Source organism: Alkalihalobacillus sp. AL-G, from assembly GCF_030643805.1.
Taxonomy (GTDB): Bacteria; Bacillota; Bacilli; order Bacillales; family Fictibacillaceae; genus Pseudalkalibacillus.
Map to the genome: position 1 here is coordinate 2,111,222 of NZ_CP094656.1, position 13,030 is coordinate 2,124,251.

A 13,030-nucleotide genomic window follows, 5' to 3' on the forward strand; every position below is an offset into this window, starting at 1 on the left:
CTTACTCATTTTCCCGAATTCGTTGTTTTCGTTTCAATGAAGGGACCCACCAATTCCAATCACCCATCAATTTCATCAGAGAGGGAACGAGGATCATCCGCACGAGTGTTGCATCGATCAAAATTGCCAAAGCGACAGAAACACCCATTTGTTTAACGGGAACAACTCCAGTGAAGGCAAAAGCTCCTGTAACGACAATCATGATCAGTGCCGCAGAGGTTATGATTTTACTTGTGGACGTTAATCCCAATAAAGTTGCATTATTGTTATCCTTCGATTCGTGATAATATTCCTGAATTCGGGATATTAAGAACACCTCGTAATCCATGCTTAACCCAAAAACAATTCCGAACGTGAGCACAGGGATCATTAAACCGATACCATTCGTCGGGTCTGTGAAATGGCCCTCCTGAAAAATCCAGACGACCAATCCGAATGTTGCACACAGACTGACTACATTCATCACAATCGCTTTCAATGGGATAAAAAGAGAACGGAATGCAAACATGAGAATAAAATAGGTCGTAATTAATACGAATCCAATCCCAAACGGAGCTTTTTGATAGATTTCATCAAAGATTTCTTGCGTGAATTTGCTATTGCCCCCGAGAATTAGCTGGAACGATTCATAACCGCCATCCCATTCGCGTACCCAATCCTTTGCCTGTTCAGAGGTGCTATTCACATTTAAATAGACGCGGATGATCGCTTTATCCTTTTGAATAAATTGCTCAACAACCGGCTGTAACTCCGAAGGAACAGCATTATTCGAAATCATTTTTTTCAATTGATCAGGTGTTAAACCTGTTTCTGTATAAAATGATGAGATTCGTTTTACGTTCGTATCCTGCTTTATATCATCTTCGAGCTGACCTAGAGAATTCAAATTCTTAGATGAGGAAATCGGTCCATCTGCGTCTACGATCATGGTGACTGGGTAGAGTTCTTGTTCCCCAAAGGTTGATTTGAATGTTTCAAAGGCTTGCCGGGAATCGTATGAACTTGGTAATGCCTCGGCCTCTGGAATTGTCATTTTTAGGTTTGTAATTGGAATGATGGCGGTTAATAAAATGAGTAATGTCAGCGTGAACATAATGATTGGGCGTCTCATGACGAATTTTGCAAATCGGTACCAGGAGCTGTTCTTTCGGGACTTTTGTTTTAAAATCATCCATTTATTCACACGTTCACCCAGCAGTCCAAGAAGCGCAGGCAAGAATGTCAACGCACAGACGACAGATAAAACGACAACAAACATGCCACCGATTGCAACCGTCTGGAAAATGTTAATATCGATGATCAGCATTGAAGATAAACCTAAAAACACACATAATCCAGAGAAAGCAATAGAACGTCCAGCTGTTTTTAGCGATACTGATACCGCACGTTCTACAGATCCTTTTTTCATTTCTTCCCTAAACCGGTTCACGAGCAATAACGCAAAATCGATTCCGAGGGCGAGACCGATCATCGGAACAACATTTAATAAGAAAATCGACATATCCATCCCAGAGCTTGCAAAATAAAGAAGCCCCATTGTACTTAATACACTGATCAGTCCAATTACAATCGGGATAATTGCTGCAGTGATGCCACCGAATGCAAAAAGGAGAATGATAAGTGCGGCGGGAATCCCAATCGCTTCTGCATGCTTCAGATCATCCTGGCTGGCTTTATTCATATCCTCGGCAATGACTGGTCCACCGGTTAAACGAACGGTAAAATCGTCGGAGCTGTCAATTTTTGATCGAATTTGTTCAATCGAGTTTTTAAGATCGGTAAAACTACGATCAAACCCTAGTACAGCATAAGCTGTATTTCCTTTAGACATCTTCGGGTTATCAACTGGCGATGTAACCACGTCCAAGTGATCGACACCGCTCAATTTATCTAAAGTATGATTGATATGAGTCTGAAATTCTTTCGTATCGGTTTCATATGTATTGGATTCAAATACTAAAATCATCGTTGATTTCGGCTGTTCGAATTGGTCATGTAAAATCGTATGCGTTTTCTGAAAGGATCCTTCTGTTTCAAAACCACTCCCATGAAGTACAGAAGGGAGTTGGAAGGCGAAGAATGTTAATAGTACTGCACAGAAGACCCAAATGGCCACTACTGTTTTCTTAAAACGAAAAACGAACGAGCTAAGCATGTCAAAGTAAGACTTTTTCATCGGATAGTTTTCCTCCAAATTCCAAACGGGGTACTTCCATTATACACTTCAGGAACGGAGTCAACATCCTTTTTGCATAGGGCATCCGCAATAAAAAAAGAACTGACTATAAGTGTTGGATGGTTCAACACTAATGAGCCAGTTGAGTCGTGTACACACCAATCCGCAGTAATAGTTTAGGCTGTTGTTTTTTTCTCAGTCCTAATCCATTACAATGATTCGGCGTTTTGGAATTACTTATGATTAATGTTTGCCTGACTTACCGACGAACCCTGCAGCACCAACGATGATTAAGAGGATGAACAGGACGACGATGATCGCAAACGTTTGACCGTGGCCATGACTATAACCATAACCGTAACCGTGATGTCCGTATCCGTGATCCATTGGATAGCAGTGATCTTCCATATGCGGCATCATGTATGGCATATGCATGTCATGCTCCCCCGGCATTTCTTTTTTCTTTGGCATGCCCATGTATTTTTTCATTTTTTCCATCGGTATTTCCCTCCAATGTTTGGTATAATCTGGTCTATCATACTAACAAAATATGTACGATTGTCTAAACTGCAACGGGGACACTCGTGGAATTTTTGTGTACTAACCTATTTTTTTGGAGGAACATTGTTGATTATTTTGAACCGGCAGAAAGCCATTACATCCGTCGTGTATAAGGCGAAAACATAGTGGAACTTTTATAGGCACGATTCGTAGAACGTATAGAAGACTCAATAAACGATGGGGGATCAATGAATGAAAATCGAACAATCATTGTCAATATAGCCAGAAATCCCTATTATTAGGATAGATTGAAGAATTCATTAATAAATCCGATGTAATAGGGTGAGAAGGGAAATTTGGGGGTTAATTATGATAAAAAGATTGAAGCAATCCAGTGTACTAACGATACCTATTTTTTTGGTGGTTATTTTATTTTTGGCACTTATCGTTCATCAAGTAAATGTTCGTAAAGATCTTGCTGAAGATGGGTGGAGTCGAACAGCCGAGCTCCTTCCGAATGTCAGTCAACACCAACCATTTGCAGTTGAAGAGAATTCAACTTACACCGTCTATATACCGAATAGCGATGCACAGATTACTCATCTTACGTTGGATGAGAGTTTGAAAGTGAAGTCTTCTGAGGATTTCCCTGTTTCGATTGGACCGAAAACACCTTTTTGGGCGAGTGGAAATACGGTGTATTATTTTGAAGACAAAACGATATATGAATACGACGGGTCAGAAAGTTCAGTATTCCAGGAACAAGTTGATGGGATGGAAATCAGTGGTAACCGGATTTTATATTGGAAAGGAAAGACTATTTTCGAGATTGATACCAAATTGGGCAAGTCTAGTAAAATCGGTGCGGCATCGGACAAAATTACGAATCTGTTCTTAAGCAATTCGACGTCTTCCTTTTTAGCCGTTTTTGAAGAAGAAATCACAACAAAGGTTATGCTTTATAAAGAATCAGAAACGGAGTCATATAAGGGACAATTGTTATTTGAAGCATCTGAGGCGGGTACGGAGAGAATCATTGATGTTGATTTTACACAAAGGGATCAACTGATTGATGTCATTTTCACAACATACAGTACAGCTCAGCAACAGTTAACCTGGCGAGCTTATCATAATCAATTCGACCTATCTGATCTGGAAACGAAACAAAGGTTCAATGAACTACTCATACGTGAACAAGGATCAGGCACAAGAATTCGGAAACCGAACGAAATCGATTTAAGTCTTGTCGATAACAAACCAGCGATTTTATTTACCGCAAAGGGTACTTTAACACCTAGGGTTCAAACCGATAACATCTATCAAGCGGTCTTAGAAGACAGTAAATGGATCGCTACGAGAATAAGTACAACGAAAGAAATATCTACCAAACCGAGTTGGGTAGGGGAAGCTACCGTAATGTGGCTGGATTATACTGGAAAAGATCCGAACTTGATGGCTGCTTCAGAAAAACCTGCAGCAATCAAACGGTTAGGTGGCGTTACGTCTGAGGATTGGAAACAAGGCTTTTATTCAAGTTTGTCTTCTCTAGGTTTTGGGCTTATCATTCTTATTTATGCTGCACTTTGGGCAACACCACCATATTTAATCCTGTTCATCGTTACGTTTTTTTCTGAAGAAACGATGGAGGAGAGGAAAGCTTGGGTTCGATACGGTATAGCCGGATTTTGTGGTATCGTTCAGGTTGCCTTGATCCAAAAGTTCTTCACCCCATTGTTTGCAATCGTCTCACCGGACTACTTGTCCTTTTCGGGAGCATCATATGTGATTCCGGTTGTTCTATTGCTATTAAGCTGGATAATCACTCAATTTGTAAAAGGGGAAGAATGGGGCGTTATCCAGGAATTTTCCTATTTTATAGCGATCAATCTGCTAATGATCATCATGCTGATTGCTCCATATGTCGCATAAAAAAGACTTGTTCAGTGCGATGGAGCGTAAATCATGGTCTTCGTTCCATAAAGCCGAAAACTTAGGGTACGTACACTTATGCATTAGAAAGTAAATAGAATGCTTTCTTAACGTTATATAATCAGAACAGACAAGAGAGTTGGGAAAGAATGAGAGAGACGTGGAGAGCATACAGAGAAATGGACCGGAATGTTTGGATTCGGTTCATTGGTGAATCAATTAACGGTATTGCGTTTATGATGCTGCTTCCTTTTTTAGCGCTATACCTAAAAGATAGGGTCGATTATATTTGGCAGGTTGGGATTGTGATGGCTGTTTCCCCACTAGCCTCAGTAGTAGGGACGATGATTGGCGGAAGGCTTGCGGACATTTATGGTCGTAAGCCACTGATGGTTGTCTCAATGATTGGCAATGCATTTGTTATGCTTGGATTTGTTTGGCTCGATGATTTCTGGTCATTCGTATTTCTCTCCTTATTGTTAGGCTTCTTCAACTCATTATTTCATCCGGCCGCGTCTGCGATGGTTGCTGATGTTACTGAGGAAAAGAAACGAACTGAGGCATTTGGACTTTTGAGGATGGGACATAACATCGGTGCAGCAATTGGGCCGATTTTGGGAGCTTCGATTGTCGTTTTTTCTAAATCGATCATCTTCATGATTTCAGCTTCGACGATGTTCATTTATGCGCTCTTGGTCATCATTTGGATCCGGGAAACGTTACCAAAAAAAGAACGAAAAAAAACAGAACAGGGACTAAATGATCATAAAGAAGAGCGATTACCGAGTCCATTTGAAGTGATTTTAAAGGATAAGATCTTGTTTGTCTTCATCATTACAGGTGTTGTCATTTCGATGTCGTTTACACAAACGGAAGGAATGCTCCCAGTTCATTTCGATCAAACCTTACCGCATTTAACAGATGCACAAAATCCATATACGTATATGCTTGCCTTTAATGGGTTGCTAGTAGTCCTTTTTCAATTTGCGGTAGCGAGATGGGCTGGAGAGAGAAAAATCGGGCAGGTCATGCTGTATGGGTGTATTTTGTTCGGGCTTGGACTCCTTGCAGTGGGTTGGCTGCCACAAATCTTTTTTATGGCGAAAGCAGATTACTGGGCGATTTTATCGATTTTTCTCGTCATTTATGCCATTTATACTTTAGGTGAAATGTTAATGTCCCCAGTCCAAATGACGTTTGTAGCAAACATTGCTCCAGAGCATTTGAGAGGGACCTACATGGGTGCTGCAGGACTTCAATGGATTCTTGGAGGCGTTACAGGCCCTATCCTTGGTGGCTATTTGCTTGATTATCAATTAGGTAACGTTTTGTTCAGTATTCTCGGTATCGGGTGTGTGATTGCTGGAATAATTTACTTGTCCCTCGACCGCTGGATCTTAGAGGATGAGGAAAACCGTCATAATGCAAAAATTAAATCGGAAGAGCTTGTTTCTTCCGAATAAGAAAAGATTAAATTATTTGCTAAGTTATGATAAAATTCAAATAACAATAAAAGAGGTGACTCCAAATGGGTTGACCTCTTTTTCACGTTAAGGGGAGATGACAGTATGATCGACTTACGCAGTGATACAGTTACAAAACCGACGGAAGAAATGAGAAGAGCTATGTTCGAAGCGGAGGTTGGGGATGATGTGTATGGCGAAGACCCGACAGTAGCTCGATTAGAAAAGCTCGCCGCACAACAGCTTGGTAAAGAGGCTGCATTGTTTGTAACGAGTGGAACACAAGGGAATCAGATTGCCGTTCTTACACATTGCCAACCAGGGAATGAGGTTCTACTTGAAGAAGACGCTCATATTTTCTATTACGAAGGCGGTGCGATCTCAGCCTTTGCTGGTGTACAAACACGTACGATAAAAGGGGATCGAGGTGCAATTTCACCGAATGATTTAAGAAAAGCGATTCGTGGTGATGACGTTCATTTCCCAGAAACGGGTTTGATTTGTATGGAGAACACACATAATCGGGCTGGGGGAGCAATCGTCCCGATTGAAAATATGAAGGAAGTTTACGAGCTGGCAGCAGAACATAAGATTCCAGTCCATTTGGATGGAGCACGGCTTTTTAATGCTGCAGCGGCACTTGGAGTGTCGGTGGATCAACTTGCACAATATACGACGACGGTTCAGATTTGCTTGTCAAAAGGACTCGGTGCACCGATTGGATCGATTATTGCGGGAAGCCAGTCGTTTATCGATCGTGCTAAAAAGTGGAGAAAACGCCTCGGAGGCGGACTACGACAAGTTGGTGTCATTGCTGCTCCAGGAATCATTGCCCTTACGAAAATGGCAGATCGACTGTATGAAGATCATGAACGCGCTAAACAATTGGCTGAAGGGATTTCCAACATTGATGAATTGAACGTGGTCAATCGGGTCGATACGAATATTGTCGTAGTAGATACAAGCAGCTTAGGGATTGCTGCCAATGAGGTTCTTGAGAAATTACATGCAGAAGGAGTTCTCGCAGTGCCGTTCGGTGCCGATACAATTCGGCTGACTACCCATCACCACATTAGCAACTCGGATATCGATCACGTATTATCCGTTTTTAATAAATTGTTTGGAAAAGTTATACAGTAAAATTAAGGTTGCAATTCCATGTTGATTTCTGCTAATATATTACGTTGTAACTGGTGTTGTACCTGCAATACAATACTACAGAGATAAGGTGATCAACATGGCAAAAGCATATCGAGTTCTACTTTACTACAAATACGTTCAGATTGAGAATGCAGAGGAATACATGGAAGAACATTTGAAGTTCTGCAACGAGCTTGGGTTAAAAGGTCGTATCCTCATTGCCGATGAGGGCATTAATGGCACTGTCTCAGGAACAATCGAACAAACGGATGCCTATATGGAAGCGCTCCGTAACGATGAACATTTCAAAGGCATTGAGTTCAAAATCGATGAGGCAGATGGACATGCATTCAAGAAAATGCACGTTCGTTATCGTCCTGAGCTTGTCAATTCAGGTGTGATCAAAGAAATCAATCCTAATGTGACAACAGGTAAGCATTTAAGCCCTGAGGAATTCTATCAAGCAATGAAAATGGAAGATGTCGTCATTATCGATGCACGTAATGACTATGAGTACGACATCGGACATTTCAGAGGTGCAATTCGTCCAGATGTCCAGACCTTCCGGGATCTCCCAGAGTGGATAAAGCAAAATAAAGAAAAATTCCATGGTAAAAAGATCTTAACATACTGTACAGGGGGAATCCGTTGCGAAAAATTTTCAGGATTCTTAATGCAGGAAGGATTTGAAGACGTAAACCAGTTACACGGTGGAATCATCAACTATTCCAAAAATGAAACAGCAAAAGGGCAACTTTATGATGGAAAATGCTACGTCTTCGATGAAAGGATTTCTGTACCGATCAACAAGGTTGAGGATAACGTTGTCGGAAAGTGTTACTACTGCGGTAAACCAGAAGACCGTTATATAAACTGTGCAAATCCAGAATGCAACTTGCAGCATGTTGCATGTGAAGAGTGTGAAGAAAAGCATATGCGTTCCTGCTCAGACGAATGTCGCGAGCACCCACGCAATCGTTATGAAAAAGAATTAGATCAAAATGCATAAATGAATGTTATCGAAGTGGCTGACTACTATGGTCAGTCTTTTTTGTGCTTGTTTTGTAAATTATAAAAGCTTAAAGGAAATGGCACGATATGAACGTATTGAATCTGGGCATGTTCTTCAACAACTAGGAGATAGCGTCCTAAGTAAATGCTATTCCTTACAAAACCTTTCATTATTTAAGAGGAAGTGTCCAGAATTGGAGATTTTCTGCACAAATTATTCCGGATATTAGGAGCAAGTGGCCAGAACCCCAGGTTAACTGGCCAAGAAAAATAATTTGCGGGACACAACCTCCTAGTATTTAGGATAATATGTCCTATAAAAATGATTTGCGGGACTCAACCTCCTAGTATTTAGGAGAATGTGTCCTATAAAAATGATTTGCGGGACACAACCTCCTAGTATTTAGGAGAATGTGTCCTACAAAAATGATTTACGGGACTCAACCTCCTAGTATTTAGGAGGATGTGTCCTATAAAAATGATTTGCGGGACACAACCTCCTAGCATTTAGGAGAATGTGTCCTATAAAAATGATTTACGGGACACAACCTCCTAGTATTTAGGAGAATGTGTCCTATAAAAAAGATTTGCGGGACACACCCTCCTAGTATTTAGGAGGATGTGTACTGATAAAAAGTTGATTAGGTCACAGGATTCACAAAAGCAGTCTTCTTGCAATTGCAGATCCTAGTTGGTATTTTGTATAGAAAAGGAGTGATACAAGTGAGCCAACAAAACGTAATTGTCTATTCTCAACCGTCCTGACCACCTTGCCAAGTGTTGAAAGAGTTTCTTTCACATCATAATATTGACTTCCAAGCTTTTAATGTTGCTGAGGATGCACAAGCTCGAGACGAAATGATCGATAAGTACAACTCGATGTCAACTCCAACGATTGTGATTGGTGATGAAGTGATGACGGGCTTTGATCCGGACAAGCTTTCAAAAATATTTAACCTAGAATAATCCACTAAAGGGGCTGACTCAAAACTTGTCAGTCCCTCCTTAATCATTCAAGTTACACGCCAAAAATTTACGTTGCACGAGAAACCTCCATCTTCCCTTTAATCAAAGGGCGTAAACACTTACATAAATAAGAATTTGCACTTGCAACTTGAAATTTTCATCAATTTTATAAAACTTCTTGCAATAGTAAGAAGACTGAAACAATTTAATTTTAGTCAGCCTCTTTTTAGTAGAATTCAGACCTAGATAAAAAGAGTATGTTAACCAACCTGATTTCCATAATATACATGTATTGCCTGCAACCTCCTATTGTTACAGAAGTGCTCAGCTTATAAACTGTAATGGTACAGATTCAAGGAGGTGTATATGATTATGCATTCGAAAGGAATCAAAATTATCCTATCATCATTGTTTGTCTTAGGAACCTTATTCAGTATACCTGTTGACGACGCAAGCGCTCATTCAAAAACGGTAGAGGCTGGTGATCGTTACGGATATGTATGGGACCTTCAACATAGATTGCAACAGCTTGGGTATTTAAAAGAAGATATGGATGGAATCTTTGGTGTGGATACAGAGCAAGCAGTCATTCATTTTCAACAAGATTTCGGTTTGAAAGTAGATGGTATTGCTGGTCATCTTACTTGGAACCAATTGTACCAACAAACCTTTTCGGTTAATGAGATTCAGATGATGGCTCAAATGGTACATGGTGAGGCGAGAGGAGAACCATTCAAAGGAAAGGTCGCTGTTGCTGCGGTCATTATAAATCGAGTACAGTCCAACGATTTTCCTGATACAGTGAAAGGTGTCCTTTTTGAAAACCGTGCGTTTACAGCAGTTGCGGATGGTCAATATTATATGTCACCTGAAAGAGGTGCATACCGTGCTGTATATAATGCAATCCAAGGATGGGATCCAACGGAAAGTGCAGTGTTTTACTTTAATCCAAATACAGCAACTTCAGATTGGATTTGGTCCCAAACACAAACGACAAAAATCGGTAAGCATATTTTCGCAAAATAATATCCTATATTAATAGAGTTTAATAAAAGGTCAGGTTCCTATAATGATAGGAACCTGATTTTCGTTTTACTCTTTTTAACAAGGAAACAATAATATATTTATGTAAACAAAATTTATGTTCATTTGTATTGTTGGAGTATCCAATCAATTGCTTTCGGAAGGTTAGAGGCTTTATAGTCAGCAGTTGAAATTTCGTTCCCAATAAAAATCGTTTTCGTACCTGCTTTCTTTCCAGCATCAATATCGGTTTTCCGGTCACCGACCATATAGCTTTCAGCGAGATCAACCTCATATTTTTCAGCAAGCTCTAGAATCATTCCTGCTTCAGGCTTTCGACAGCCGCAGCCAGCCTTTGGTTTGTGTGTACATGCAGTTATTTCATCAATTGCAGCACCATCTTTTTTTAGTTCTGATTCAAGGTGCTCATGAATTTCCGCTAAGTTTTCTTCAGTAAGAAATCCTAATCCGACACCTCCCTGATTCGTAACTATAAAAACCATATATCCACTTTCATTCAGGCGACGGATTGCAGGTCCAACGCCTCCATAAAGATACAGGTCATCAGGTTTATTGACATGCTTTTCATAAGAATTAATTACACCATCCCGGTCGAGAAATACAGCTTGGGTCAATGGTTGCCACTCCTTACGTTTATCACCATATTCATAATCGTTTCCTTCTTTCGTAGTGAATATGTGTACATCATGCGTTTTTTTGATAACATATGTAGCAAATGGAAACATGATACGTAATGAGGGAGTGGATTGTATGTCGATCGAAAAAGGGAATATGGTAACGGCATCCTATAAAACGGGGAGGTATATCGGAAAAGTCATTGAATCGAAACCCTCAATGGAAAAAGCGGTAGTTGAAATCCTTGCGGTACTCGTTCATCCGAAGCAAGGTGACCTCCATTCACCGAACAATGCTGACGTGACGTTTTTTCATGAACGACCGGCGTTAGCTTTTACTGAAAAAGCACTTGTACCACTAACAAACATTAAAAAGTACGATAAGGCTGTACCTGATTATCGTGAATCGCTACTAAATGCAGTTCATTTACAAATCTCAAATCTATCAAATGAAGGTAGTGATTACGCAAAGCTTGCTTTGCAACGACTAAATACACTTAAAGATGAATACGAATCAAAAAAGAACTGACACATTGTCAGTTCTTTTCTCTATTAATTTTAGTTGTTTCTCTTCTATTTTTTCAAATGCCCACATATTAATAGATTAAACAATGGGTGCAAAAGGAAGGGTTCACACATGATAAAAAGTAATTTACTTGATAGCCTGCAACGTACCCAAAAGGAATCATACATGAAAAGATCGGGATTGCTTATCACTGAAGCCTTGGCAGAAGTTGTGAGCGAATCCTATTGGCAAGCTGAGAAAGTGAATGCAAGTAATTAGAGGTACTTTTTATGGAAAGGAATTGACTCTTTTCTCTTAAATCGTTGTTCGTCTTCTTTTTTTAAAATTTCCCTCATACTCATAAATCATAGAATGGGTTGAAAAGGATGGATTAGATGAAAAAAAGAACATTACTTTATAACTTGCAAGATTCCCAAAAAGAATCGTTCTTAAAGAGATCAGGCTTGCTAATCTTCGTTGTCTTGTTGTTTTTCATAACCGTGTCTGTTCTATCGTCTTCCTTTCTCGAAAAGCAATTACACTCGAGTTCATTAAAAGGAACGTTGAACATCTTTTCCACGGAACAACTGGTTACCTTCATGGGAACAATCAACCCATATTTCAAGCAAGGTCTGCCAAATTCATATGAACCGCCATCACTGCAAAGTCTTTCATTTGAACTTGCAACAAGTATCAGGCCGGGTGATATTCGCTCTTTATTAGGTAGGGAATTGCCAGGGTTTGCGATTTATGATACTGAAATTCTCGTTGCAGGTGAGGGTACAGATTATACGACGCTGCCAATTGAATCAGCTCCACCGCTTGATGTTCTATTGAAAGAACGCGAAGTAGTCGAAGAAAAGCTTCAATTGGATGATACAGGTGAAGAAGAAAAACCGGACCTCACTACGAATGGAAGGGATGTTGTTTACATTTACCAGTCGCATTCTACAGAATCCTTTCTGCCACTTTTAAAAGATGCTGATGAGCCCAATGAGGCTAGGTCAAGGAATCCGAAAGCAAACATGATCAGAGTTGGTGAGATGCTTACAAAAGAATTGGAATCGCGCGGAATCGGAACTTTACAGGATCGAACGAATATGGAAGAAGTTTTGCTTAAACGAGATTGGAGCTATAGCGATTCCTATCAATTGTCTCGTGAAATCGTAAAGTCCGCAGTTTCTCAGAATAACGACATCACCTTTTCGTTTGATCTGCACCGGGATGATAGAAGAAGGGAAGTTACAACTACTAAAATTGATGGAAAAAGCTATGCACGTTTAGCATTTGTAATAGGAGAAGCGAATCCGAATTTTGAAAAGAATTTGCAGTTTGCTGAGAAGATGCATCATCTTCTTAATGAAAAATTTCCGGGGATTAGCAGGGCGGTATTAAAGAAAAATAAAAGTGAGGGGAATGGTCTATATAATCAAGACCTATCCGAACGAGCCCTCTTAATCGAAGTTGGTGGAGTAGATAACAATCTAGAAGAACTCCATCGTTCAATCGAAGCTATTGCAGAAGTGTTTGCTGACTATTATTGGGAAGCTGAAAAAGTCAATGCAGGAGGCCAATCGTAAACGTCGAATGTAACCAATAGGCAAATGTAACAAGATTCTCACTTTTTACACAACAAAATGATTCTCATTATGAGATAATAGATAAAGTTGAAGTAACGAAA

At 40.0% G+C, this 13,030-nt stretch carries 11 protein-coding genes; 8 read left to right on the plus strand and 3 right to left on the minus strand.

Going from position 1 to position 13,030, the window contains the following annotated elements:
* Position 1 precedes the first annotated feature (1 nt).
* Both MOJ78_RS10830 and MOJ78_RS10835 read right to left on the minus strand, forming a co-directional pair.
* The gene (locus tag MOJ78_RS10830; protein ID WP_304977360.1) at positions 2 to 2,176 is read right to left on the minus strand and encodes an MMPL family transporter; all 2,175 of its coding nucleotides are present in this window, start codon (positions 2,174 to 2,176) and stop codon (positions 2 to 4) included.
* Positions 2,177 to 2,419: 243 nt separating this feature from the next.
* Entirely contained in the window at positions 2,420 to 2,584 is a 165-nt protein-coding gene (locus MOJ78_RS10835; RefSeq protein WP_304981236.1) for a YjcZ family sporulation protein, read from the minus strand.
* 462 nt (positions 2,585 to 3,046) lie between these two features.
* On the opposite strand from MOJ78_RS10835, the gene MOJ78_RS10840 reads away from it, so the two are divergent.
* The 6 genes from MOJ78_RS10840 to sleB all read left to right on the plus strand — a co-directional run bounded on the left by MOJ78_RS10840 (position 3,047) and on the right by sleB (position 10,212).
* Positions 3,047 to 4,606 (plus strand): hypothetical protein, encoded by a 1,560-nt coding sequence (locus tag MOJ78_RS10840; RefSeq protein ID WP_304977361.1) that lies wholly within the window; start codon positions 3,047 to 3,049, stop codon positions 4,604 to 4,606.
* 149 nt (positions 4,607 to 4,755) lie between these two features.
* Positions 4,756 to 6,069 carry an MDR family MFS transporter gene (locus MOJ78_RS10845; RefSeq protein WP_370529706.1) on the plus strand — a complete coding sequence of 438 codons (1,314 nt, stop codon included), beginning with the start codon at positions 4,756 to 4,758 and terminating at the stop codon, positions 6,067 to 6,069.
* A 105-nt stretch (positions 6,070 to 6,174) separates the two neighbouring features.
* A complete protein-coding gene (gene ltaE / locus MOJ78_RS10850; protein ID WP_304977362.1) occupies positions 6,175 to 7,209 on the plus strand; it encodes a low-specificity L-threonine aldolase in 1,035 nt (344 codons plus the stop codon).
* A 97-nt stretch (positions 7,210 to 7,306) separates the two neighbouring features.
* Positions 7,307 to 8,218, plus strand: coding sequence for an oxygen-dependent tRNA uridine(34) hydroxylase TrhO (locus MOJ78_RS10855; protein WP_304977363.1), 912 nt, complete (start codon positions 7,307 to 7,309; stop codon positions 8,216 to 8,218).
* 779 nt (positions 8,219 to 8,997) lie between these two features.
* Positions 8,998 to 9,186, plus strand: coding sequence for a glutaredoxin domain-containing protein (locus MOJ78_RS10860; protein WP_304977364.1), 189 nt, complete (start codon positions 8,998 to 9,000; stop codon positions 9,184 to 9,186).
* A 366-nt stretch (positions 9,187 to 9,552) separates the two neighbouring features.
* Positions 9,553 to 10,212, plus strand: coding sequence for a spore cortex-lytic enzyme (sleB, locus tag MOJ78_RS10865; protein WP_304977365.1), 660 nt, complete (start codon positions 9,553 to 9,555; stop codon positions 10,210 to 10,212).
* Positions 10,213 to 10,331: 119 nt separating this feature from the next.
* On the opposite strand, the gene MOJ78_RS10870 is transcribed toward sleB, so the two are convergent.
* A complete protein-coding gene (locus tag MOJ78_RS10870) occupies positions 10,332 to 10,844 on the minus strand; it encodes a D-glycero-alpha-D-manno-heptose-1,7-bisphosphate 7-phosphatase (RefSeq protein WP_304977366.1) in 513 nt (170 codons plus the stop codon).
* 136 nt (positions 10,845 to 10,980) lie between these two features.
* On the opposite strand from MOJ78_RS10870, the gene kapB reads away from it, so the two are divergent.
* Both kapB and spoIIP read left to right on the plus strand, forming a co-directional pair.
* On the plus strand, positions 10,981 to 11,373 hold the full coding sequence (kapB, locus tag MOJ78_RS10875) for a kinase-associated lipoprotein KapB (RefSeq protein WP_304977367.1): 393 nt from the start codon (positions 10,981 to 10,983) through the stop codon (positions 11,371 to 11,373).
* Positions 11,374 to 11,744: 371 nt separating this feature from the next.
* Positions 11,745 to 12,929 carry a stage II sporulation protein P gene (gene spoIIP / locus MOJ78_RS10880; protein ID WP_304977368.1) on the plus strand — a complete coding sequence of 395 codons (1,185 nt, stop codon included), beginning with the start codon at positions 11,745 to 11,747 and terminating at the stop codon, positions 12,927 to 12,929.
* Positions 12,930 to 13,030: the final 101 nt, after the last annotated feature.

What these genes read in the sequence shown, in the direction of transcription:
- MOJ78_RS10830 (WP_304977360.1), bottom strand. Translation starts at nt 2,176, where the DNA reads ATGAAAAAGTCTTACTTTGACATGCTTAGCTCGTTCGTTTTTCGTTTT.
- MOJ78_RS10835 (WP_304981236.1), bottom strand. Translation starts at nt 2,584, where the DNA reads ATGGAAGATCACTGCTATCCAATGGATCACGGATACGGACATCACGGT.
- MOJ78_RS10840 (WP_304977361.1), top strand. Translation starts at nt 3,047, where the DNA reads ATGATAAAAAGATTGAAGCAATCCAGTGTACTAACGATACCTATTTTT.
- MOJ78_RS10845 (WP_370529706.1), top strand. Translation starts at nt 4,756, where the DNA reads ATGAGAGAGACGTGGAGAGCATACAGAGAAATGGACCGGAATGTTTGG.
- ltaE (WP_304977362.1), top strand. Translation starts at nt 6,175, where the DNA reads ATGATCGACTTACGCAGTGATACAGTTACAAAACCGACGGAAGAAATG.
- MOJ78_RS10855 (WP_304977363.1), top strand. Translation starts at nt 7,307, where the DNA reads ATGGCAAAAGCATATCGAGTTCTACTTTACTACAAATACGTTCAGATT.
- sleB (WP_304977365.1), top strand. Translation starts at nt 9,553, where the DNA reads ATGATTATGCATTCGAAAGGAATCAAAATTATCCTATCATCATTGTTT.
- kapB (WP_304977367.1), top strand. Translation starts at nt 10,981, where the DNA reads ATGTCGATCGAAAAAGGGAATATGGTAACGGCATCCTATAAAACGGGG.
- spoIIP (WP_304977368.1), top strand. Translation starts at nt 11,745, where the DNA reads ATGAAAAAAAGAACATTACTTTATAACTTGCAAGATTCCCAAAAAGAA.